Source organism: Flavobacterium enshiense (assembly GCF_040750275.1).
Lineage (GTDB): Bacteria > Bacteroidota > Bacteroidia > Flavobacteriales > Flavobacteriaceae > Flavobacterium > Flavobacterium enshiense_B.
Window position 1 is genome coordinate 230,259 of record NZ_JBDOCV010000005.1, and the last position, 23,432, is coordinate 253,690.

Consider the following 23,432-nt stretch of genomic DNA (forward strand, 5'->3'; position numbering starts at 1 on the left):
CAACAGACTAAAACTATGTACGGTAAAATAAAAGAGCATTTGCAAAAAGAGTTGCAAAGCATTGAAGAAAACGGCTTGTATAAAAAAGAGCGCATCATCACCTCACCGCAAGGAGCTGAAATTACAGTAAACGGTGAAACAGTGTTGAATTTTTGCGCCAATAATTATTTAGGCTTGTCATCACATCCCGAAGTGGTGCAGGCGGCAAAAGACGCTTTGGATTCGCATGGTTTCGGAATGTCTTCAGTGCGTTTCATTTGCGGAACGCAGGATATTCACAAAACCCTTGAAAAGAAAATTGCCGATTTCTACGGAACGGAAGATACTATTTTATATGCCGCGGCTTTCGATGCGAACGGTGGTGTTTTTGAGCCTTTATTGGGAGAAGAAGACTGTATCATCTCCGACAGTTTGAATCACGCTTCGATTATTGATGGGGTGCGTTTGTGCAAAGCTGCCCGTTACCGTTACGAAAATAATAATATGGCGGATTTGGAGGCACAACTAATTAAAGCCAATGCAGAAGGGCGTCGTTTTAAACTCATTGTGACTGATGGCGTTTTTTCCATGGATGGCTTGGTGGCGCCTTTGGATAAGATTTGCGATTTAGCCGATAAATATGATGCTATGGTAATGGTGGACGAATGTCACGCCGCAGGTTTTATCGGAGCAACCGGAAAAGGGACGATGGAAGCTAAAGGGGTGATGGGTCGTGTGGATATTATCACCGGAACTTTAGGAAAAGCATTAGGTGGTGCTATGGGTGGTTATACTACCGCTAAAAAAGAAGTAATTGAAATTTTGCGTCAGCGTTCAAGACCGTATTTGTTTTCGAATTCTTTAGCGCCGTCTATAGTGGGGGCCTCTATTAAAGTATTTGAATTGTTGGAAAAAGATACATCCTTACGTGATAAATTGGAATGGAATACCAATTATTTTAAAGAAGGGATGAAAAAAGCAGGTTTTGATATCATTGATGGTGATTCTGCGATTGTGCCGGTTATGTTATACGATGCTAAGTTGTCTCAAATAATGGCCGATGAGTTGCTTAAAGAAGGGATTTATGTAATCGGATTCTTCTATCCTGTAGTTCCGAAAGACAAAGCCAGAATTCGCGTGCAGTTATCCGCCGCACATACCAAAGAACACTTGGATAAGGCAATATCTTCATTTACAGCGGTTGGAAAGCAATTAAATGTGATTTAATTTTCAGGTTTTTTAGTAAGAAAAAGCGATTTTTTTCCTCAAATCCTTTGTAATTAACAATTAACCTCTTATTTTTGTCGTAATTATAACGTATTGTAATTAAATAAAAAAAGTATGAAACATCTAAACAAGTTATTTGTTGCTGCTCTAATGTTTGCAGGGCTAAGCTCTCAAGCTCAGGATAGCAATAACAAATGGGCTATCTCTTTCGGTGCTAACGCAGTGGATGGTGGTAGAGTAAGTGCTGCTTCTAAAGTAGAAGATCAGTTTTCTCAGTATTTCAATGCAAAAGACTATTGGAATGTTATTCCTTCTGTATCTTACGTAAACGTGTCAAGATATGTTGGGAATAATTTCTCATTCGGAATCACTGGATCAGTAAACAAAATTGACAAGTTTGTTGGTGAAAGAATGTACGATCCTGTTGCAAATACGAATGAGTACCAAGTTTCTAATCCTGGAGACTTAATGTACTACGGTTTTGATGGAGTTATCAAATATAGCTTCATGGACATGTTAAAATCTAAATGGTTAGATCCTTCTGCACACGTTGGTGGAGGTTACACTTTTATGGGTGATGCTTCTGCAGGAACTGTAAACGGAGGTTTAGGTTTAACTTTTTGGTTTACAGAGCAAGTAGGTTTATCTTTACAGTCTACTTACAAACATTCTTTCGACGATACAAGAGTTCCGGATGTTGATGTGGCTTCTCACTTACAACATTTTGCTGGTATTACTTTCAAAATTGGAGGTAAAGATACTGATGGAGACGGAATCTATGATAAAGATGACGCTTGTCCGGAAGAAGCTGGTTTAAAAGAATTCAACGGTTGTCCTGATAAAGATGCTGACGGTATCGCTGACAAAGATGATGAGTGTCCAGAAGTAGCTGGTCCAAAAGAATTGAACGGATGTCCTGATACAGACGGAGACGGAGTTCTTGACAAAAATGACGACTGTGTTGACGTAGCTGGTCCTGCTTCCTTAAACGGATGTCCTGATACAGACGGAGACGGTGTTGCTGATAAAGATGACAAATGTATCGATGTTAAAGGTCCAAAAGAAAACGCTGGTTGTCCTTGGCCTGATACAGATGGTGACGGTGTAGCTGATAAAGATGACAAGTGTCCGGATGTTAAAGGAACTGTTGCTAACAACGGATGTCCTGAAGTGTCAGAAGATGCTATCAAAAAATTAAACGATTACGCTAAAACAATCTTATTCAACTCTGGTAAGTCTAGTTTCAAAAAACAAACTATGCCAGTATTAGAGTCTATCGCGGCTATCTTGAAAGAGTACCCAACTTCTAAGTTCTCTATCGAAGGTCACACAGATTCTGATGGAAAAGATGCTGCTAACTTGAAATTATCTAAAGACAGAGCTGCTGCAGTTAAAAATTATTTAATTGAAAGCGGAATTGCTGCTGACAGATTAACTTCTGAAGGTTACGGTGAGTCTAAACCAATCGATAGCAACAAAACTGCTAAAGGTAAAGCTAACAACAGACGTGTAGAAGTTAAATTGGTTAACTAATCACAGTCTAAATAAATACAGAAAAACGCTCCGAGTTTCGGGGCGTTTTTTTATTTTTATGGTATGACAAATTTTAGTTTTCTCGATAAACTGAGCCAAGAGCTTGTTAAAGATTTCGGTTCCAATCTTTCTGATATTACCCTTGTTTTACCTAATAAAAGAGCAAAAGTCTTTCTTTTGGAAAGTCTTAAAAAACAATTGCAACAAACGGTTTTTGCGCCTGTTATCATAAGTATTGAGGATTTTATTCAGGATGTGGCGGGTATCCGAAGTTGCGATTCCATTGAGTTGTTGTTTGAATTTTATCAGGTGTATTGTTCGCTAACCCCAAAAGAGCGGCAACAGGAATTTGATCTTTTCGCCCATTGGGGGAAAACCCTCCTTCAGGACTTTAACGAGATTGATCGTTATTTGCTTAAGCCCGATCATGTGTTTTCTTATCTGAAAGATATCGAAGTGCTTAAACGTTGGGATTTACAGCCTTCCCAAACGACACAGCTAATTGATAATCATCTTGAATTTTGGAGCAAGTTACCTGAGTATTATGAAACTTTTTATCAGCATCTTAGAAATCAAGGGGTTGGTTATCAGGGTTTGATTTACCGGGAAGCCGTGGCGAATCTTACTTTTTATGCGGATACTTTGGCCGATAAAAAACTCATTTTTGCAGGGTTTAATGCGCTTAATCAGGCGGAAGAGAGAATTATCCAACAATTGCTGTTTAATGAGCAGGCTAAAATTTATTGGGATGTCGATGAGGTGTTTCTGAATGATTACTACCATGATGCCGGTTTGTTCATCCGTCGTTTTAAAAAAGAATGGAAGCAATATACCACCCAGCCTTTCGAATGGATAACCAACGAATTTGAAAAAGATAAAAATATCCATATCATCGGAACGCCTAAAACGATAGGGCAGGCAAAAATTGCGGGTAAAATAGTCGAGCAACTTCAGGAAGAAGGCCATACATTAGACAAAACAGCTTTGGTACTGGGAGAAGAAAATTTGTTGCTTCCTGTACTTTATGCTTTACCCAATTCGGTGGAAAGCCTGAATATAACTATGGGGTTCAACAGTCGAAATAATCCGGCTCAGATTTTAGTGGCTAAGCTTTTCAAACTGCATACCAATGCTTTACAGCGCAGTGAAACCAGTTATACGTTTTATTACAAAGAGGTACTGGATGTATTAACCAATCCTTTGGTGGAGCCATACAGTAACGCATCAAAGGTTATTCGTGCAATAAATCAAAACAATATTACTTTTTTATCCCAGAAGAAGCTTGTGGAACTTAATCCTCAGGCTTCATCCTTATTCCATTTGTTATTCGAACGATGGGATCATAATGTTTTGGCTATTTTAAACCGATTGTCCGATATTCTTCTGATGGTAAAATCTTTTTTAGGTGACGATGTTGAAGAAGAAAAAGTGACCAAGGCGTTTTTGTACTCCATTTATAAAACCGTTATCAAACTAATTAACTACCAGGAACGCTATAGGCAGATAGATTCTGTTGCTATGCTGCAAACCATTTACAAGCAAATCGTAGATCTTGCCGAAGTGTCTTTTGAAGGGGAACCATTATCGGGTTTACAGATTATGGGGGTACTGGAAAGCCGTGTCTTAGATTTTGAGAACGTTATCATTACGTCCATGAACGAAGGCGTGTTTCCGGCCGGTAAATCGATGAATTCTTTTATACCGTATGATGTAAAACGCGAATTGGGATTACCAACGTACAAAGAAAAAGATGCGATTTACTGCTATCACTTTTATCATTTATTGTTGCGTGCCAAAAATATTTACCTACTATACAATACCGAAAGCGAAGGTCTGGATGCCGGAGAAAAAAGCCGTTTCATCACACAGCTAGAGATTGAAAAGCAGCCAAAGCATACCATCACCCATAAAATATACAATGCCTATCTCCCGGACAAAGCATATGAGCCGGTTCTGGTGCCTAAATCGGAAAAAGTAATGGAGCGACTGAAAGAAATCGCAACCGGAAGAGGGTTTTCGCCTTCCGGACTGACCAGTTATATCCGCAATCCGATTCAGTTTTACAACCAGCGGATTTTAAGGATTTCGGAAGTGGATGAAGTGGAGGAAAACATCGCTTTAAATACCTTGGGAACTATTATTCACGGTGCTTTGGAAGAGTTGTACAAACCCTTTCTCAACCGATTTCTGTCGGTAGAAATAATGGCAGAAATGTTATCCAAAGCCAATGGTGAAGTGGAAAATCAATTCCGGGAAGTTTACAAAGAAGGAGAAATCAGAAAAGGAAAAAATTTACTGGCCTTTGAAGTAGCGAAACGCAACGTGTTCAATTTTCTAAATGAAGAGAAAAAACATATCGAGAATGGCGATGCAGTAAAAGTATTGGCATTGGAAACTTCTCTTGAGCGTATGTTGGACGATGTGCGTTTGCCTTATTCTGTAAAGATTGCCGGAAACGTAGACCGAATCGAACAGCGCAACGGAAAAATCCGGATCATTGATTACAAAACCGGAAAAGTGGAACTTCGCAACGTTCAGCTGAAAGATTGGAACGGCTTGACTTCGGACATTAAAAATGATAAAATTATTCAGTTGTTGTGTTATGCTTTCATGTACGAACAGCAAACTAACGGTATGGAGACGGAAGCCGGAATCGTTTCTTTTAAAAACATGCGCTCCGGATTTTTGCCTTTTGGAGTTAAGGAAGATAAAAACGCGGCTACGGTAATTTCTTCAGAAGTTTTAAAAGCATTTCAAAATGAGGTGGTTATCTTGCTTGCTGAAATTTTGAATGCCGAAATTCCGTTTGAAGAAAAGGTTTAACATTCTATTATAATTTTCCTACACTTTTTTTTATTCCTTTACGGACTACAAAATGTAGTAGTATTTATTTACAACAATGTAATCCGTCATGTGTTTATGAAAAACTTTTTCATGTTTCTTGCAGCTTTTCTGGTTGGACCTTTGTTCGCTCAAGATTCCGCTCCGAAATTCAATCTTGATTTTGAAGACTTGTCCGAAGGGAAAAAATTGCCAACCGACTGGTTCCGATGGGGTGATTACCCGCTAGAAAAAGATTCTTTAACAACACAGTCCGGGAAGTATGCTGTACGCATCGAAACGGAAAAAGGCGAATCGTTCGGCTGTGCGGCCTATCAGTTGCCGGCCAATTATAAAGGAGAAAAAATTACCCTGGAAGGTTATCTGAAATATGAAAATGCCCGCGATGGTTTTGTGGGATTATTGCTGCGTTTGGATAAGGATGGGAATTCCATTGCTTTTGACAACATGGAAAAACAAAAACTACAGGGCACGCAGGACTGGAAGAAATATACCATAGATCTGAATTTCAGAGGCAATCCGGACAAGATATATGTTGGCGGTATCATGACCGGAAAAGGAAAAGCCTGGTTTGATAATTTTAAGGTATTTATCGACGGAAAACCAATTGAAAAGCTAAAGCAGGTTGAAATTGAACCGTCCTTGGTAGACAAGGACAAGGAATTTGACAACGGTTCGAATTTCAGTACTACCATTTTGAACGACACCGAAAAAAGAAATCTGTATGTTTTGGGGAAAGTATGGGGATTTGTGAAATACCACCATCCGGCCATTGCCAAAGGAACCATTAGTTGGGATTACGAGTTGTTCCGCATAGTGCCGAAAATTAACCAGAAAAACTTCGACCAGGAATTGGCACAGTGGATCAACAAGCTGGGGACCTTTAAAACCCGAGAATCAAAACTTCCCGATGCTGCCGATGTGAAATTAGTACCGGACACTTCTTGGATTTCTGATACTACTTTGCTTTCTGCTGAATTGTCCGGCCTACTCCAAAAAATAAACAAAGCCGACCGAAGCAGTACCAATTACTATTTGGCTTTTCACCAAGGCGTAAACAACCCGGAATTTAAGAACGAAAAAGTGTATGCTTCCATGAGTTACGAAGACAGTGGTGTGAAGTTACTGGCCTTATTCCGCTACTGGAACATGATCGAGTATTTTTTTCCGAACCGTCATCTGATGGATGAAAACTGGGATGCGGTTTTAAAAGAATTTATACCGAGAATGACCGCTTCGAAAGATCAAAAAGAGTACACTTTGGCACTGTTGGAGGTGATCGGGAAAATACAGGATACCCATGCCAATATTTGGGGTGGCAATAGCGTAGTGAAAGCATTTTTTGGAGAAAATGTGGTTCCGATTACCCTGAGTTTTATTGAAAATAAAGCGATGGTTGTAAAATTATCTACGGATTTTAAAGACACTACGGTTAAGGTAGGCGATATTGTAACGGAAGTTGGCGGGGTGAAAGTAGAAGATTGGATTAAAGGCAATCAAAAATACATGCCGTCCTCCAACCATCCGACCCAGTTGCGCGATATCGCCGGGAAATTGTTGCGCACCAATGAAAAAAGCATGGATGTTACAGTTGATACCGGAACAGCAATCAAAAAAGTAACCCTGACGACCATTCCGTTTAAATATTTCAAGGATGAACCGGCTTCGCACAAAGTGATTCATGACAACATCGGTTATATTTATCCGGGTACGTTGAAAGAAGATGAAATTGACGAAATCATGCCTAAATTTTTGGATAAGAAAGGCTTAATCATCGATTTGCGTTGCTATCCTTCCGAATTTATTGTTTTCAGCTTGTCTAAATACCTTCTGAGCGAGAAAAAAGACTTTGTGAAGTTTACCCAAGGCAGCGCTAAAACACCGGGCTTGTTTACCTTCCGAAAAGGTCCTGCTATAGGAGGGAGCAATAAAAATTCCTTTAAAGGTAAAGTAGTCATTTTGGTCAACGAAGAAACACAAAGCAGCGCCGAATATACGGCTATGGCCTTTCGGGCAACACCCAATTCTGTGGTTTTGGGAAGTACAACAGCCGGAGCCGATGGAAATGTTTCAGGCATTTATTTACCGGGTAATATTTTTACGTTTATTTCCGGAATCGGGGTGTTAACGCCTAATGGTTCTGAAACCCAACGTGTGGGAATTGTTCCGGATGTTCAGGTTTTACCGACAGTTAAAGGTATCCGCGAAGGAAAAGACGAAGTGCTGGAAAAGGCTATGGCTATCATCAACAACTAACGGTTTATAATTTTAGCTATCAGAAAATTAGCCAACCTTCTTACTTTTTATTACAGCACTTTGCCGGTGAATCTGGCACTATCGCTACTTCCTTTGGTTTTTTTAGGCGTTTCCGAAGCGGTTTTGCTTTTTCTTAGCTTCGGATTTGGAATTAGCCTGTTGCTTAAAGAGGTTAAAAATAAAGAAGACTATTTGTTTTATTACAACAATGGATTTTCAAAAGTGCAATTGTGGCTCTATGCCGGAATTGTAAACGTACTGACAGCTTTCTTCTTTTTGTGTGTTTATGTTTTCTTTTTGAGTACGTTATGAAACATGTATTAGAGGTTGACAGCGTTCAGAAATTTTTCGATCACAAAATGGTGGTTTCCGATGTGTATCTGAAATGCGAAACCGGTGATATAATTGGTTTACTTGGAAGAAATGGTTCGGGGAAATCGACCTTATTGAAAATTATTTTTGGAATTGTTCCTGCCGATTATAAATTCGTTCGGGTGAACGGAAAACTAAAACGAAAAACCTCTCAATTGTTGCAGGACATCAGTTATCTGCCACAAGAGAATTTTATTCCGAAGCAATTTTCGGTGAAAAAGGCCATTCAGTTGTCGATTCCTAAAGAAAGCCAAGTTGTATTTTGTGATGATCCGATGATTCAGTCAATATTGAATAAAAAAGTCAGTCACTTATCCGGAGGAGAATTGCGCTATTTGGAGATTAAACTGATATTGTTCAACGATTCGAAATTTGTTTTATTGGATGAGCCCTACAACGGATTAGCGCCGGTCATGGCGGAAAAAGTAAATCAGCAAATCAGGGAAAACGCCAAATATAAAGGGATTGTTATTACGGATCATAATTACCGAAACGTAATTGCTGTTTCCACAAAATTAATCCTGATGGAAGCCGGAAAAACCCATTCGCTGAAAAATGAAGAAGCATTAATCGAACGTGGTTATCTAAAGGAAGGAATGCTTTAAACTGTTTTTAAAAACGCCAACAGTACTTTTTCCAATTGTTTTTTATTTTCGATATGACTCATGTGGCCATCGGGGAACGAAATTAATTGGGTTTCCGTGCCTTCGATTTGTTCAAGGTTGTCCTCATAATTTAGGACAGGGTCTTTTTTGCCTAAAATTAGCAGTATCGGATACGGGGCAAAATGCAGGATGACTTCACGGTCTTTGCGGATTTTCATGCCTTCCAAAGTGGCTACAATCCCTTGAAGCGGTGTTTTTAAAGCTTCCAGTTTTACGGCTTCAATCTCGTCCACTAATTTGTCACGGTTCTCTTCGCTGAATAAATTGGCAATCGACATACGGATAAAAGTAGCATAATCTTTTTTGACACACACGATGGCACGATCGCGGTTCAGTTTGCGTTCGTCGCTGTCGGCTCGGGAAGTGGAATTTAAAAGCACGATGCCTTTGACGTTATCCGGATACAATTCAGCGAAAGCCAACGCAACGTAACCCCCCATCGAATGCCCGACAAAAACGGCTTTTCGGATGCGTAATTCCTGTAAAACGGCGTGTACCACATCTGCCATGTCTTCCATAGTGTGCACATAACCCATGCATTCCGTTTGTCCGTGCCCTAACAAGTCGATGGTAATGACGCGGTATTTTTTAGAAAGGGCTATTTTGTGAAAATCCCACATTGTTGCATTCTCTAAAAAACCATGCAGCAAGACAATAGCAGTGCCTTTTCCGGTTTCGGAATACGCGATTTTGGTGTTTTTAAATTGTAAGGTTTTCAAGACTGTGATTTTCGGTAACAAAAGTAAATTTTAAAATCCAATCGAAAAAGAAACGACCCACAAATCTGTGAGCCGTTTTATGTAATTGTAAATCGCAACTGCGACGGAAAACTAAGAATTCATCAAACTCTCAATTTCGTCCGCTTCAATCGGAATGTTGCGCATTAAATTGAACGGTTCTCCGTTTTCCTGAATCACCACATCGTCTTCCAAACGAATACCAAAGCCTTCCGCCGGAATATAAATGCCCGGTTCTACGGTGAACACCATATTGGCTTGCATTGGTTCATGTAATAAACCATAATCGTGGGTGTCCAAACCTAAATGATGTGACGTTCCGTGCATGAAATATTTTTTGTAAGCCGGCCAGTCTGGGTTTTCGTTTTGTACGTCGGCTTTATCAATTAATCCTAAGCCTAACAATTCGGAAGTCATGATTTTACCAACTTCCACATGGTATTGTTTCCACAGCGTTCCCGGAACTAACATTTTGGTAGCTTCGTTTTTTACGCGTAACACAGCGTTGTAAACTTCGCGTTGTCTGTCGGTATAACGTCCGGAAACCGGAATGGTACGGGTTAAATCACTGGAATAGTTTGCGTATTCTGCTCCTACATCTAGTAATAATAAATCGCTGGCTTTACACTGTTGGTTGTTTTCGATATAGTGTAAAACATTGGCATTGTTTCCGGAGGCAATAATTGGGGTGTAGGCAAAACCTTTGGAACGGTTTCTTAAGAATTCGTGCGCTAATTCTGCTTCAATTTCGTATTCCATTACGTTTGGTTTTACGAACGATAATAAACGACGGATTCCTTTTTCGGTGATGTTACAGGCGTGTTGGATCAAATCGATTTCCTCGCTTTCCTTTATCGAACGCAAACGCTGTAAAATCGGGTTGGATTTTTCCACTTTGTGCGCCGGATAGGTTTCTTTCCACCATTTGATGAAACGTGCTTCACGGGTTTCGGTTTCGATAGTAGCACGGTAATGTTCGTTGGTATTGATGTAGATTGTATCGGCGTACATCATTACCTCTTTTAATGTTTTGTGAAAATCCTGCAACCAAATCACGGTTTTTACACCCGATACTTCAAAAGCACGGTCTTTGGTAAGTTTTTCGCCTTCCCAAACCGCAATGTGCTCGTTGGTTTCTCTTAAGAACAAGATTTCTCTTAAATGTTCGTAAGGCGCATCCGGGAAAAGCAACAAGATACTTTCTTCCTGATCCACACCGGATAAATAAAAGATGTCACGGTGTTGTGCAAAAGGTAAAGTGCTATCGGCAGATACCGGATAAATATCGTTGGAATTGAAAACCGCCACACTGTTCGGTTTCATCTGTGCTGCGAATTTGCTTCGGTTTTTGATGAACAAATCGCGGTCTATCGGATGGTATTTCATAACTGTAAAGTTTTAAGAAAAATTGTGTTACCAAAAGTACGCAACAAAAATCTGATGTGCAGCAGCCAAATGGCGTTATTTTACATTTTGCCGAATCCGGCTCATGTGCCGGGACGAAATACCTAAAAAAGATGCCAGATAATGGAGTGGGATTTCCTGTAAAAGTTTGGGTTCGTTGGCGAGTAGTTTCTGGTAGCGTTCTTCGGGGGTAAGCGTGAGCAAATCGATGCGGTAATCGTCAATCAGGCAGATTTGTTTTTCGATAAGATTGTAATAAAACTGTTTGAATTCCGGATTGGTTTCCAGTAAGTTTTGAAAGGCTTCGAAGGAAAGTATTTTGAGTTTTGTGTCGGCAATCGCTTTAATGCTCTTTTGGGAAGGCGACTGGGTTAAAAAACTTTTCAGCGAAGTGGTGATGGTGTTCGGTAAAGCCAAATAGGTTGTTTTTTCTTCTTTTTCGGTAGTGATGGCGTGTTGTAAGATACCTTCCTCAAGAAAACAGAAATAGCGGCAAACGTCGCCTTCCTTTACCAAATACTCGTTCTTTTTTAGTTGCAAAGAGGAAAACGATTTTTTGAAAGCCTCGATGGAAATTACTTCGGAGCCGTCAAAAAAAGAAGAAAGGGTATGTAAAGCAATATGGGATTCCATCAGCAATTGTTTTTTGTGTTTCAAATGTAAGGACAAACCTTTTGAATCTGACAAGGTTGTTTTTATAATCCTTAGGATGTTAAGTTGATAAAAAAAATACATTGAAAATGAGTGCAATACGATTTTATTTTTATTTTCGTTTACATGAAATAACGGAATTTCAATTTAAAATGTTTGACTATGCGTATAAAATCAATAGTAGGGTTGCTATTCGTGGGAGCTTTCTTTTTTTCTTGTGACGATAAAGATGATGCCGCAACGGTAGACAATTCCGGACCAAAGCTAATTGTAAAATTTAAATTTGATCCGACACAGGAGCGTTTGAATAATTTGGGGCTGCCTTCAACAGTGCCTCCTGGGAATGCGGCGCAATCTCCTGTTTTTAATAAAATAAGCTCGCACTATCTGGAACTTGCCCCGACGGCTTACACAGCATTAGGACAAGGAACGGTTTTGTATCGAAATGCGGAAACTACGGCGGGAGGTGCCAATGCGATTGACTTCAGCAAAGCTATAATTGTGGCGGAAGATGAAGTTTTTATGGCTATTCCACTTAAGGATATTGCAGCTGGAAGTTACGAATGGGTACGTTGTTCGCTTTCGTATCAGGATTATAATATTAAAGTATTAAGCGCCGGAACCGAGTATACCGGAACGTTGGCCAGTTTTGTAGGCTTTAGAAATTACATCACAACTTTTAATTCCGGTGGTTATTCGTATGCCGTTAATGGAAATAGGGATCAAGGATATTGGGCTTTTGGATTGCAAGGGGTTTCGTATTCTACTTCGGGACAGGCACCGGCCGGAGCAACTACGGTTCCAAATCCATTGGCGGCCACTTCGCCAATTCCGACAGGTTCCTGTGTGGTTACGGGGAAATTTGCTAGTAATTTAGTGATTACAGGGAATGAAACGCAGGATGTTACGGTGACGTTGTCACTTTCTATAAACAACAGTTTTGAATGGGAAGAAGTAAATACTGATGGGAAATACGAGCCCGGTGTGGGAGAAAACGTGGTAGACATGGGCTTGCGTGGGTTGATTCCAAGTCATCAATAAAATATAAATCGGAAAAGCCATTCTAAAAACGAATGGCTTTTTTGTGTCTAAAAGGAGTTTTTAAATTCATTATAAATTAGGGGTAAACATTTGCGCGTACCATCAAATACCCTTATTTTTGTTTGATTTTTTAAAAACTATTACACTAAACAAATACTATGGCACAATCTGCACTTTTAAAGTCGTCCATTGCAAAGAAATATTGGATGGCTCTTACAGGTTTATTTTTATGCTTGTTTTTGGCGGGTCACTTGGCTGGAAATCTTCAGTTAATTTTTGGTGATGCTTTACAATTCAACCAGTATGCATTATTCATGACTTCCAATCCGGCAGTAAAATTATTATCCTATTTAACCTACTTCTCTATTTTATTCCATGCGGTTGACGGAATCATGTTAACGATTCAGAACAAAAAAGCAAGACCGATCGGCTATGCAAAAAGCAATCCGTCTGCGAACAGTTCTATGGCTTCCCGAAATATGGCGGTTTTAGGAACGTTGATTTTGGTTTTCATCGTGACGCATATGGTTAATTTCTGGGCTAAAATGCATTTTGACAAAAACATGCCGGTTCAAATGATTACGGTTGATGTAATGGGACAGAAGCAGGATTTTTATATAACAACTTCCGGAGGCTACCAACCAGTGGCTCAGGTTGCTAAAAATGAGAAAGAGGCAGAAGCAACGGGGATGCCTTTGTATATTAAAAATCAGAGAGAGTTTTATTCTTCACAGGCCAAGATTAAAGTTGGGGAGGGGTATAAAGATTTGCATAAAATCACTTTTGCGTTCTTCCGAGATGCAAAAACAGGGTTGATTTTTACAATTTTATACGTGTTGGCAATGGGTGTTTTGGCGTTCCACTTATTACACGGATTCCAAAGTGCATTCCAATCGTTGGGTGTAAACAACAAATTCACTCCGGCTATTAAAACTTTCGGAACTTTATTTGCAATCATTGTTCCTTTATTGTTTGCAATCATTCCACTTTACATTCACTTTGTTAAATAATCAACCTCACTATAGTTATGAAGTTAGATTCTAAAATACCAGAAGGTTCTATTTCCGAGAAATGGACCAATCATAAAAATCATTTAAAATTAGTAGCTCCAAACAACCGTCCTAAAATTGATGTAATTGTTGTAGGGACAGGATTGGCAGGTGCTTCGGCAGCCGCTTCTCTTGGAGAAATGGGGTATAATGTAAAAGCATTCTGTTTTCAGGATTCTCCGCGTCGTGCGCACTCCATTGCGGCACAGGGAGGTATCAATGCAGCGAAAAATTACCAGAACGATGGGGACAGTACCTACCGTTTGTTCTACGATACGATTAAAGGTGGTGACTACCGTGCACGTGAAGCAAACGTTCACCGTTTAGCGGAAGTGTCAGCCAACATCATCGACCAGTGTGTGGCACAGGGAGTTCCGTTCGCTCGTGATTACGGCGGATTGTTGGACAACCGTTCGTTCGGGGGTACTCAGGTACAACGTACGTTCTACGCGGCAGGTCAGACCGGTCAGCAATTATTATTAGGAGCGTATTCGGCTTTATCAAGACAAATCGGTTTAGGACGTGTACAAATGTTCAACCGTCACGAAATGTTAGACTTGGTAAAAGTAGATGGTAAAGCTCGTGGAATCATCGCTCGTAACTTAATTACGGGAGGCATCGAAAGACATTCGGCGCACGCGGTAATCATTGCAACGGGGGGTTACGGAAACGTATATTTCCTTTCTACTAATGCAATGGGATCGAACGTAACGGCAGCATGGAAAATCCACAAACAAGGAGCTTTCTTCGCTAATCCATGTTACGTACAGATTCACCCGACTTGTATTCCGGTACACGGAACCAACCAGTCGAAATTGACGTTGATGTCAGAATCCTTGCGTAATTCAGGACGTATCTGGGTTCCGAAGAAAAAAGAAGATGCAGAAGCAATCCGTGCAGGGAAATTAAAACCGACACAAATTGCTGAAGAAGATAGAGATTACTATTTAGAGAGAAGATATCCTGCGTTCGGTAACTTGGTACCGCGTGATGTAGCATCCCGAGCTGCGAAAGAGCGTTGTGATGCCGGTTTCGGAATCGAGGCTAACGATACGAACGAAGGAGTTTACTTAGATTTCTCTTCAGAAATTATCTCAAAAGGAAAACAAGCGGCGTACGCTAAAGGAAATCACAATCCTTCCGATGCTGAAGTTACCGCTTTAGGGAAACAGTGGTTGGAAGAGAAGTACGGAAACCTGTTTACCATGTACCAGAAAATTACCGACGAAAACCCATACGAAACCCCGATGAAAATTTATCCGGCGGTTCACTATACTATGGGAGGTGTTTGGGTAGATTATAATTTGCAGACGAACATTCCGGGATGTTTCGTAGCGGGAGAGGCTAACTTCTCAGACCACGGAGCAAACCGTTTGGGAGCTTCTGCACTAATGCAAGGTTTGGCGGATGGTTATTTCGTATTGCCTTACACCGTTTCCAATTATTTGGCAGATGAAATCCGTACGGGTAAAATTTCAACTGATTTACCGGAATTCGTGGAAGCTGAAAACCGTGTGAACGAACAAATCAATAGGTTCTTAAACAACAACGGAACCAAATCGGTAGATTATTTCCACAAAGCTTTAGGAAACATCATGTGGAATAAAGTAGGTATGGGACGTAACGAGCAAGGTTTGAAAGAAGCGGTTGCTGAAATCGATGCTTTACGTGCGGAATTCTACAAAGAGGTTTATGTTCCTGGAAGTGCAGACGAATTGAATCCGGAATTGGAAAAAGTAATTCGCGTAGCGGATTTCATGGAATTAGGACAATTGATGGCGATGGACGCGTTACAGCGTAAAGAATCTTGCGGAGGTCACTTCCGTGAAGAGTATCAGGATGCTGAGGGAGAAACCCTTCGTGATGACGAAAACTTCAAATTTGTAGGCGCTTGGGAATACCAGGGAAGCGACATCAATAAAGAAGTACTTCACAAAGAAGAGTTGGTATACGAATACATTAAAATCGCAGCTAGAAATTATAAATAATAGTTGACAAAAAGAAAAGATTATGGCTTCTAAAAAGAACATCAATATAAACCTTAAAATCTGGCGTCAGAAAAACGCTAAGGTTAAAGGAAGTATGGAAACATACAAATTGGACAACGTTTCTACCGACAGTTCATTCTTAGAAATGTTAGACCAATTGAACGAACAATTAGTAAACGAAAGAAAAGAACCGGTTGCCTTCGATCACGACTGTCGTGAGGGAATCTGCGGTATGTGTTCGTTATACATTAACGGACGCGCCCACGGACCAGATACAGGAATTACAACGTGTCAGTTACACATGCGTATGTTCAATGACGGGGATACTATTTTCGTTGAACCGTGGAGAAGTAAAGCCTTCCCGGTAATCAAAGATTTAGTGGTAGACCGTAGTTCGTTCGATAGAATTCAGCAAGCCGGTGGTTTCGTTTCGGTAAATACATCCGGAAGAACTATTGATGCTAACGCGATTCCAGTGCCAAAACCGGATGCTGACAAAGCGTTTGAAGCAGCGGCTTGTATCGGATGTGGTGCTTGTGTGGCTACTTGTAAAAACGGATCGGCTATGTTATTCGTAGGGGCAAAAGTTTCACAATATGCATTGTTACCGCAAGGTCGTGTGGAAGCTACAGAGCGTGTACTGAACATGGTACGTCAGATGGACGAAGAAGGATTCGGAAACTGTACCAACACCGGAGCATGTGAAATCGAATGTCCGAAAGGAATTTCATTAGAGAACATTGCTCGTATGAACAGAGAATATTTAAAAGCAAGTTTGAAATAAGCTTTTGATTGAATTTATAAAAAACGCATCCGGCATTGTTGGATGCGTTTTTTGTTTTTCCTACATTTAACAAAAAGTTTCTTTATGCAAATCTCGATTATCCAAGCCCCGCTTTTTTGGGAAAATCCCGAAGTGAACCGTAATTATTTTGCTGCTAAAATTCAGAATATCCCAGAAGAGACACTGTTGGTTGTATTGCCGGAAATGTTTACTTCCGGGTTTACCATGAATCCGCACGAAGTGGCTGAAGATATGGATGGTGCCACGGTAACCTGGATGAAAGAAACGGCTCAAAATCGCAATTTAGCCATTATGGGTAGCATGGTTATCCGGGAGAAGGACTATTATTATAATCGATTGTTGTTTGTGTTTCCTACGGGTGAAGTTGAATATTACGACAAGCGCCATCTTTTTTCATTGGCTGGGGAAGATAAAGTATACACTAAAGGCAGTGAAAAGAAAATTATTAATTACTTAGGCTGGAGAATTGCCCCGTTTATTTGTTACGATTTGCGCTTTCCGGTTTTTTCCCGTTTTGATGACGATTACGATTTGTTAATTTATGTTGCCAATTGGCCACAACCCAGAATTCAGGCATGGGATACACTTTTAAAAGCCCGTGCCATAGAAAATATGGCGTATGTGGTTGGTGTGAATCGTATTGGTGACGATGAAAACGACAACAATTATCCAGGCCATTCTCAGGTTTTGGATTATTTGGGGAATTACTTGGCTGAACCTTCTGAAAAAGAAATGGTATATTCTGTTCGCTTGGACAAAGAACTCATGCTGGCCAATCGCAATAAATTTGGATTTTTACGGGATAGGGATGCTTTTACTTTGACAGTATAAAACGTTCTTCCCATTCCCAATTGGCGCGAATATCAACATCTTTGGGTGAATAAATGACTTCCTCCGGCTGACGTTTTTCAAGGAAATTACCGGTTGTCCATTCCTTGTTTTTATCGTCATCGTACACAATTCTCAGTGTATAGCGTTGCGGTTCGATTAAATCAAAATTAAGAGTGGTTTCTTTTTCGGAATAGTGTGAAATCACGACATTTTCTTTACTGTCCAGCAATTCAATAATAATAGGGAATCGATTGACATTCTCTAAAACAACCTTCAGGTTTCCGTAATCGGTTAGCTTTTTTGTAGTTGGTGTAAAATGTAACGTATCGTTCTCTTTTTCATAAAAATCCTTCACGGCTCCGGGTAAAAGTGTAACCTTATATTTTTGTTCTTCTTCTTTCTTGAAATCGAATTTTAGTTCCTGTTCAAATGCGTTATAGTCTGTGGTAAAGGCTACGGAAGAAGAATCTTTTTTAGTAATTACAATTCTGGAAGGATCAATTTTAACCAATGGCGTAGAAGCTTTTACGGTGAATGTATCCCTAAAGTTTAATGTGCCGGACTGAACAGGTGTAATGGATAATGTGTCTATTTTTTTCATGTCCTTTATCCTTGTGGTAAACGTTTTGGAAAAGCTGTCGTTGTCCACGCTGATTTGCAGGGAATCAGTTTTTAGTTTCGGAATCCAGATTTGAAGAGAATCTCCTTTAGAGGCTTTAGATAAAATCGATGGGACATCAATTCCGTTGTTTTTTACTGTAATCTTTGTTTTTTTGGGATTACCTTCATAGCCCATAAGCAACTTGGAGTTGTTGGCTTGTCCTGGTTTTTGAACCTTGAAAGGTGAGTTTTCTTTAAAAAGTTCCAGTTGGAATAAAGTATCGTTAGGTATTGAAATGGGCTTGTTTAAAAAAGCAATCTTGTCCTTTTTTGGATCAAATTTATAGTCGTTGTTTTCGTCTTTCAGAGCAATCAAATGGTACTTGCCTTCTTTTAGGTTTTCCAACGCATAAGCTTTCAAACTGTCAAGTGTGTTGGTAACGTATCGCGGTTGTTCCTTGTAAACGGTGGAATCCTTAAAAGTAGCGGCTTCGTACAATTGGATGTTTACAAAATTATCCGTTTTTTTCGATAAAGCATCTTTGATGGTGCCGGCTGTTTTTAATGAGTCGATATAATTACCGGTAGAAAAAACATATTTAAATTGTGAATACGGATTACCTTCGTTATTATCAGTAATACTTTGTCCGAAATTAAAACTATAAGTAGTATTAGGTTGTAATGTGTCGTTGATTTTTATGGTAATGAATTTGCTTGCAGTGCCCGAAGGGACAATATACGGCGCGTTTTTCATCGGAGGAGAAATAATCAGTTGTTTGCTGATGTCCTTTACTTTGATGTATTCGTTAAAATTAATTTTTATGAAATCGTCTTTAAAATTGGTGCTGAAATTATCCGGATTACTGTTTAACAGCACTGGCGGAATGGTGTCTTTTGCTCCACCGGTAATGGTTCCCCTTTTGGCACAACCGGTTAGTAAAGCGATTACTAAGGAAAGAAAAAATACATACTTTGATTTCAGCATCTTGGGTATATTTAACAGCACAAAATAACAATTATATTTACTGGAAATGAAATGTTTTTTTAAAATTATGAATGGGTGTAAGCAATGCTAATAATACTGATTCGTGCCTCCGGAATTTTTAAGAGTGCTTTTCCGCAAGCTTCCAATGTCGATCCGGTTGTGATAACATCATCTACAAGCAGAAAATGTTTACCGTGATCTTTGTTGGTATAGGAGGCTTCAAAAAGGGTTTTGTTGTTCATTTCGGTGCGGCTGAAAATATTTTTCTGTGTTTGCGTTTTGGAATATTGATTTCTTTTTAGGAGCGTTTCGTTATAGTTGATTTTCATTTCTTCTGCTAGCGATTTCCCAAAAGCAGTTACCTGATTGTACCCTCTTTCCCGTAACTTTTTAGGGTGTAGCGGCACAGGGATTACTTCGTCTACGGTACTTAAAATATCATGGTTTGAAATTGCGTTGCCATAGAGCGTTCCGAAAAAGCTCCCAACATCCTGAGTTCCTTTGTATTTGAGATGGTGAATAAGTTGTTGTACCATCCCTTTTTTGTGGTAATAAACTACCGACGAAGCGTGTTCCAAAGGTACCCTTCCGTAAAATCGCTTAAAGACTTCATTCTCGGGATTGCTAAGATGTTGTGTAAACGGAAGTTCGTGTCGGCATTGCAGGCAAATGGTTGTTTCATGGGTTAAAAGCAGTGACTTGCAACCCCTGCAAAATTTTGGAAAAAGTAAGTTCAACAAGTTTTTTATTGCGTTCATCGATTTTTTTTGCCTATAAATAAAGTTAAAGGTACATTGAAAATTATTTATTTTTTTATTAAAATGCCACTAAAAAATTTCCTTACTAGCACCTCTACAAGTGTAGGGTTTTTATTAATAACAATGATCGCAGTTTCGTTTAAATTGTATAAGACTTCAAAAGAAAATGAAATCTTAGAACGAAAGTTAAGCGTTGAAAGCACGTTGCATCATAATCAGATTGCGGAAATTTTAAAGCGGTATGATTCGGTAAATCTTGAGCCCAAAACTCCTGTTTCCAAAGAAATAGTGCAAGTTCAGGAAAGCGTTACGGGCAATAAACATTTGATGGCGGAAACAGTTTTAGTTCGAAAAGGAAAAGCAGGAAAAGCAAACGTAACGGTTTCAAAAGGGCTTAAAGCGATCAATGTAAATGCGCGCGGTGTGCGAATGGTTTCAGACGACGTTCTCGAAACAAATTCCTTTTCCAAAATTGATCAGGTTCGTATCTGTTTTACTCTTGAAGAAAATAAAAACATTGAAATCGGGAAGAAACAGATTCAACTTCAGATTCTGAATCCTAAAAAAAGATATATTGATTTAGACAATAGAGCAGGATCACGATTGGTTAAGGAAATCTATTACGATCGTTTGAAAAAAGATGCCTGTATTTTTGTGGATTTGTATCAACATGAATTAATCGTTGGGGATTACACCATTAATCTGGTTCACAATGAAAAGGTAATCGGATCCACGGTTTTCCATGTGAATTAAAAATCTTCTAAAAAGATAGTTTTACGGCTATTTTTTCCCGACCTATTTTTATACTTTTGCGTCACTATGGCAAAACAAGAAGACTTATTTAAGAATGTAGTTTCGCACGCAAAAGAATACGGATTTATTTTCCAGTCAAGCGAAATTTATGATGGGTTGAGTGCAGTATACGACTATGCTCAAAACGGAGTAGAATTAAAGAAAAACATCAGAGACTATTGGTGGAAATCGATGGTACAGATGCATGAAAATATTGTAGGAATCGATGCTTCCATTTTTATGCACCCGACCACTTGGAAAGCTTCCGGTCACGTCGATGCGTTTAATGATCCATTAATTGACAACAAAGACTCTAAAAAAAGATACCGTGCCGATGTTTTAATCGAGGATTATGCCGAGAAATTAAACCAGAAAGCACAAAAAGAAATTGAAAAAGCCAAAGCGCGTTTTGGGGAGACTTTTGACGAGGCACAATTCGTGTCAACCAATCCGAGAGTTGTGGAATATCTTTCCAAAAAGAATGAGATCCTGCAGCGTATGGCCAAAGGTTTAGATACGGGTGATTTAGCCGATGTAAAAGCCTTAATCGAAGAATTGGAAATTGCCGATCCGGAAACCGGTTCCCGCAACTGGACGGAAGTGCGTCAGTTCAACTTAATGTTCGGAACCAAATTAGGGGCTTCTGCCGATACTGCTATGGATTTGTACCTGCGTCCGGAAACCGCTCAGGGAATTTTCGTAAACTTTTTGAACGTGCAGAAAACCGGTCGTATGAAAATACCGTTTGGTATTGCTCAAACCGGTAAAGCCTTCCGTAATGAGATTGTGGCGCGTCAGTTCATCTTCCGTATGCGTGAGTTTGAACAGATGGAAATGCAGTTTTTCGTGAAGCCGGGCGAAGAAATGAAATACTACGAATATTGGAAAGAAACCCGATTGAACTGGCATTTATCGTTAGGTTTAGGAAAAGAAAATTACCGTTTCCACGATCATGAGAAATTGGCCCATTACGCGAATGCAGCGGCCGATATCGAGTTCAATTTCCCATTCGGATTTAAAGAGTTGGAAGGAATTCATTCCCGTACCGATTTCGACTTGAAAGCGCATGAAGAATATTCTGGAAAAAAATTACAATATTTCGATACCGAAGAAAACCGAAACTACGTGCCCTATGTAGTAGAAACTTCCGTAGGTTTAGATCGTATGTTCTTGGCTGTTTTCTCTAAAGCTTTACAAGAAGAAACGTTGGAAGACGGTTCCACAAGAACGGTTTTGCGTTTGCCATCAGTCTTAGCACCAACCAAAGCAGCGGTTTTGCCATTAGTAAAAAAAGACGGTTTGCCGGAAGTAGCCAGACAAATCATCGAAGATTTGAAATGGGATTTCAATGTGGCGTACGATGAAAAAGATGCGGTAGGACGCCGTTACCGAAGACAAGACGCTTTAGGAACGCCGTTCTGTATCACTGTGGATCATCAAACGTTGGAAGACCAAACGGTTACCATTCGTCACCGCGATTCCATGGCACAAGACCGTGTTAAGATTTCAGAATTAAGAGGAATCATTAACAATGAGGTTTCTGTGCGTAATTGGTTGATGAAGATGTAAGCTTTCATAAATATCAAAATAGAAATCCCAAATTCCAATTCAGGAGTTTGGGATTTTTTTACGATTGAAGTGTAGTAGTTAAAATTATTTTTGATATTCGGTAATCCTTGAACGTTTTTGAAGGTATAGAAATAGCTAAAGCCTTATGATTTCTTTTTTGAAAGAAAATACATCTTATTGCAAACCAGTCACTTGCAAATAAGTACTGTATTTTTCTTACTTTTTTCTTGCAAGGCATTTTTTTTTTTTTTAATCTTCGCTTGCGGTATACCAAAAATTATTTAACAATTAAAATTTTACAAAAAATGAAAAAATTTATGTTTACCGCATTGGCTTTGGTGGCTTTTTCGGGAGCTTCAATGGCAAATACTATTGAAGAGAAAGAAGATTTACTTCTTAAGACTAATAGAGAATGTGCTCAAATTGCTTTAAATTATGTAGATTACTTTGAAGCAGAATATGGATTTGTTAATCCGAGTGATGCAGATTTGTTATTCGACATTGTTTATGATACTTGTGTAGATCAAGGTTAACCGTTATTTGTAAAAGGGAGGTTACTCCCTTTTATTTTTAAATTCAATTTTTATATGAAAAAATTATTCTTATTTTTTTTGATAGTTTCTTTTTCATTGAAGGCTCAGAAGAGCAATGATGAATTGTTTACCGTTGTAACCTACAAAATGGTAAAGGCTGATTTTAATATCTCAGAAGAAAACACTGGTAGGAAGGAACTTAAAGAAATGGCGGAAGATATGTTTAAGGCTTATGATAAAGTAGAATGTGAGCTACTTTATAACAAAGAAAAGAGCTTGTTCAGAAAGATTGACAAAATCGAGATGGATGGAGATAAAGCATATAGAATGGCTTCTGTTTTTGTTAATGGAAATTTCATAAGAGATAATAAAAAGAATGAAAAAATTAAACAAACAAAAATAGATGATGTTACGTATAATGTTATTTACCCGTCCAAAGAATATGATTGGGAGTTGATTAATGAATCAAAAAAGATCAGTGGATATACATGCTACAAAGCAAAAACATCTTATGATGTTGTAAATAGAACGAAAAATACGACCACCAAAGTCGAAGTTATTGCATGGTATTCCCCGGAGATTCCTTGTAACTATGGGCCTAGAGGTTTTGATGGATTACCTGGATTAGTTTTAGAAGTTCAACCTAATAAGACATTCTATTTTCATGCTACTAATATTGCTTTTAATATAAAAAGAAAGGATGCCAATTTCGATAGGCCATTAAAAGGTGAATATGTAACCAAACAAAAATGCGACAGTATTTCCAATGAACAATTTCGTAAAAGGGAAGAGTTCAGAAAATCACTAATGCGATAG

Annotated in this window: 20 protein-coding genes; 15 read left to right on the forward strand and 5 right to left on the reverse strand. The window is 39.2% G+C overall.

Translation table 11 applies throughout. The annotated features are described in order from the left end of the window. Positions 1-15 precede the first annotated feature (15 nt). The 6 genes from kbl to ABGT15_RS10280 all read left to right on the forward strand — a co-directional run bounded on the left by kbl (position 16) and on the right by ABGT15_RS10280 (position 8,813). Positions 16-1,206, forward strand: a complete 1,191-nt coding sequence (kbl, locus tag ABGT15_RS10255) for a glycine C-acetyltransferase (RefSeq protein ID WP_367231331.1) — start codon at positions 16-18, stop codon at positions 1,204-1,206. A 114-nt stretch (positions 1,207-1,320) separates the two neighbouring features. Beyond that, positions 1,321-2,739: an OmpA family protein gene (locus ABGT15_RS10260; RefSeq protein WP_367231332.1), complete on the forward strand. Its 1,419-nt coding sequence runs from the start codon at positions 1,321-1,323 to the stop codon at positions 2,737-2,739. A 63-nt stretch (positions 2,740-2,802) separates the two neighbouring features. Continuing rightward, entirely contained in the window at positions 2,803-5,562 is a 2,760-nt protein-coding gene (locus ABGT15_RS10265; protein ID WP_367231333.1) for a PD-(D/E)XK nuclease family protein, read from the forward strand. 96 nt (positions 5,563-5,658) lie between these two features. Then, a complete protein-coding gene (locus tag ABGT15_RS10270; RefSeq protein WP_367231334.1) occupies positions 5,659-7,836 on the forward strand; it encodes a S41 family peptidase in 2,178 nt (725 codons plus the stop codon). 66 nt (positions 7,837-7,902) lie between these two features. After that, positions 7,903-8,148 carry a hypothetical protein gene (locus ABGT15_RS10275; protein ID WP_367231335.1) on the forward strand — a complete coding sequence of 82 codons (246 nt, stop codon included), beginning with the start codon at positions 7,903-7,905 and terminating at the stop codon, positions 8,146-8,148. Further along, entirely contained in the window at positions 8,145-8,813 is a 669-nt protein-coding gene (locus tag ABGT15_RS10280) for an ATP-binding cassette domain-containing protein (protein WP_367231336.1), read from the forward strand. The genes ABGT15_RS10275 and ABGT15_RS10280 overlap by 4 nt, the downstream gene beginning before the upstream one ends. On the opposite strand, the gene ABGT15_RS10285 is transcribed toward ABGT15_RS10280, so the two are convergent. The 3 genes from ABGT15_RS10285 to ABGT15_RS10295 form a co-directional block, all read right to left on the reverse strand. After that, the gene (locus tag ABGT15_RS10285; RefSeq protein ID WP_367231337.1) at positions 8,810-9,592 is read right to left on the reverse strand and encodes an alpha/beta fold hydrolase; all 783 of its coding nucleotides are present in this window, start codon (positions 9,590-9,592) and stop codon (positions 8,810-8,812) included. The genes ABGT15_RS10280 and ABGT15_RS10285 overlap by 4 nt on opposite strands. Before the next feature lie 111 nt (positions 9,593-9,703). Continuing rightward, positions 9,704-10,996, reverse strand: coding sequence for an aminopeptidase P family protein (locus tag ABGT15_RS10290; protein WP_367231338.1), 1,293 nt, complete (start codon positions 10,994-10,996; stop codon positions 9,704-9,706). A 75-nt stretch (positions 10,997-11,071) separates the two neighbouring features. After that, a complete protein-coding gene (locus ABGT15_RS10295) occupies positions 11,072-11,647 on the reverse strand; it encodes a Crp/Fnr family transcriptional regulator (RefSeq protein ID WP_367231339.1) in 576 nt (191 codons plus the stop codon). A gap of 180 nt (positions 11,648-11,827) precedes the next feature. Between ABGT15_RS10295 and ABGT15_RS10300 the strand changes: the two genes are divergently transcribed. The 5 genes from ABGT15_RS10300 (at position 11,828) to ABGT15_RS10320 (ending at position 17,379) form a co-directional block, all read left to right on the forward strand. Next, complete coding sequence (locus ABGT15_RS10300; RefSeq protein WP_367231340.1) at positions 11,828-12,706, forward strand: hypothetical protein; 879 nt, start codon at positions 11,828-11,830, stop codon at positions 12,704-12,706. 158 nt (positions 12,707-12,864) lie between these two features. Further along, a complete protein-coding gene (locus tag ABGT15_RS10305) occupies positions 12,865-13,716 on the forward strand; it encodes a succinate dehydrogenase cytochrome b subunit (protein ID WP_367231341.1) in 852 nt (283 codons plus the stop codon). Between the two features lie 17 nt (positions 13,717-13,733). Then, positions 13,734-15,743, forward strand: coding sequence for a fumarate reductase/succinate dehydrogenase flavoprotein subunit (locus ABGT15_RS10310; RefSeq protein WP_367231342.1), 2,010 nt, complete (start codon positions 13,734-13,736; stop codon positions 15,741-15,743). 22 nt (positions 15,744-15,765) lie between these two features. Next, positions 15,766-16,527 carry a succinate dehydrogenase/fumarate reductase iron-sulfur subunit gene (locus ABGT15_RS10315; protein WP_367231343.1) on the forward strand — a complete coding sequence of 254 codons (762 nt, stop codon included), beginning with the start codon at positions 15,766-15,768 and terminating at the stop codon, positions 16,525-16,527. 84 nt (positions 16,528-16,611) lie between these two features. Then, on the forward strand, positions 16,612-17,379 hold the full coding sequence (locus ABGT15_RS10320; protein ID WP_367231344.1) for an amidohydrolase: 768 nt from the start codon (positions 16,612-16,614) through the stop codon (positions 17,377-17,379). On the opposite strand, the gene ABGT15_RS10325 is transcribed toward ABGT15_RS10320, so the two are convergent. Next, positions 17,363-18,964: an Ig-like domain-containing protein gene (locus ABGT15_RS10325; protein ID WP_367231345.1), complete on the reverse strand. Its 1,602-nt coding sequence runs from the start codon at positions 18,962-18,964 to the stop codon at positions 17,363-17,365. The genes ABGT15_RS10320 and ABGT15_RS10325 overlap by 17 nt on opposite strands. A gap of 65 nt (positions 18,965-19,029) precedes the next feature. Next, positions 19,030-19,722 carry a ComF family protein gene (locus ABGT15_RS10330; protein WP_367231346.1) on the reverse strand — a complete coding sequence of 231 codons (693 nt, stop codon included), beginning with the start codon at positions 19,720-19,722 and terminating at the stop codon, positions 19,030-19,032. 123 nt (positions 19,723-19,845) lie between these two features. On the opposite strand from ABGT15_RS10330, the gene ABGT15_RS10335 reads away from it, so the two are divergent. The 4 genes from ABGT15_RS10335 to ABGT15_RS10350 all read left to right on the forward strand — a co-directional run bounded on the left by ABGT15_RS10335 (position 19,846) and on the right by ABGT15_RS10350 (position 23,432). Next, positions 19,846-20,475: a hypothetical protein gene (locus tag ABGT15_RS10335; RefSeq protein WP_367231347.1), complete on the forward strand. Its 630-nt coding sequence runs from the start codon at positions 19,846-19,848 to the stop codon at positions 20,473-20,475. Between the two features lie 66 nt (positions 20,476-20,541). Next, the gene (locus ABGT15_RS10340; protein ID WP_367231348.1) at positions 20,542-22,083 is read left to right on the forward strand and encodes a glycine--tRNA ligase; all 1,542 of its coding nucleotides are present in this window, start codon (positions 20,542-20,544) and stop codon (positions 22,081-22,083) included. Positions 22,084-22,388: 305 nt separating this feature from the next. Continuing rightward, positions 22,389-22,616: a hypothetical protein gene (locus tag ABGT15_RS10345; protein ID WP_367231349.1), complete on the forward strand. Its 228-nt coding sequence runs from the start codon at positions 22,389-22,391 to the stop codon at positions 22,614-22,616. A gap of 54 nt (positions 22,617-22,670) precedes the next feature. Further along, a complete protein-coding gene (locus tag ABGT15_RS10350) occupies positions 22,671-23,432 on the forward strand; it encodes a GLPGLI family protein (protein WP_367231350.1) in 762 nt (253 codons plus the stop codon).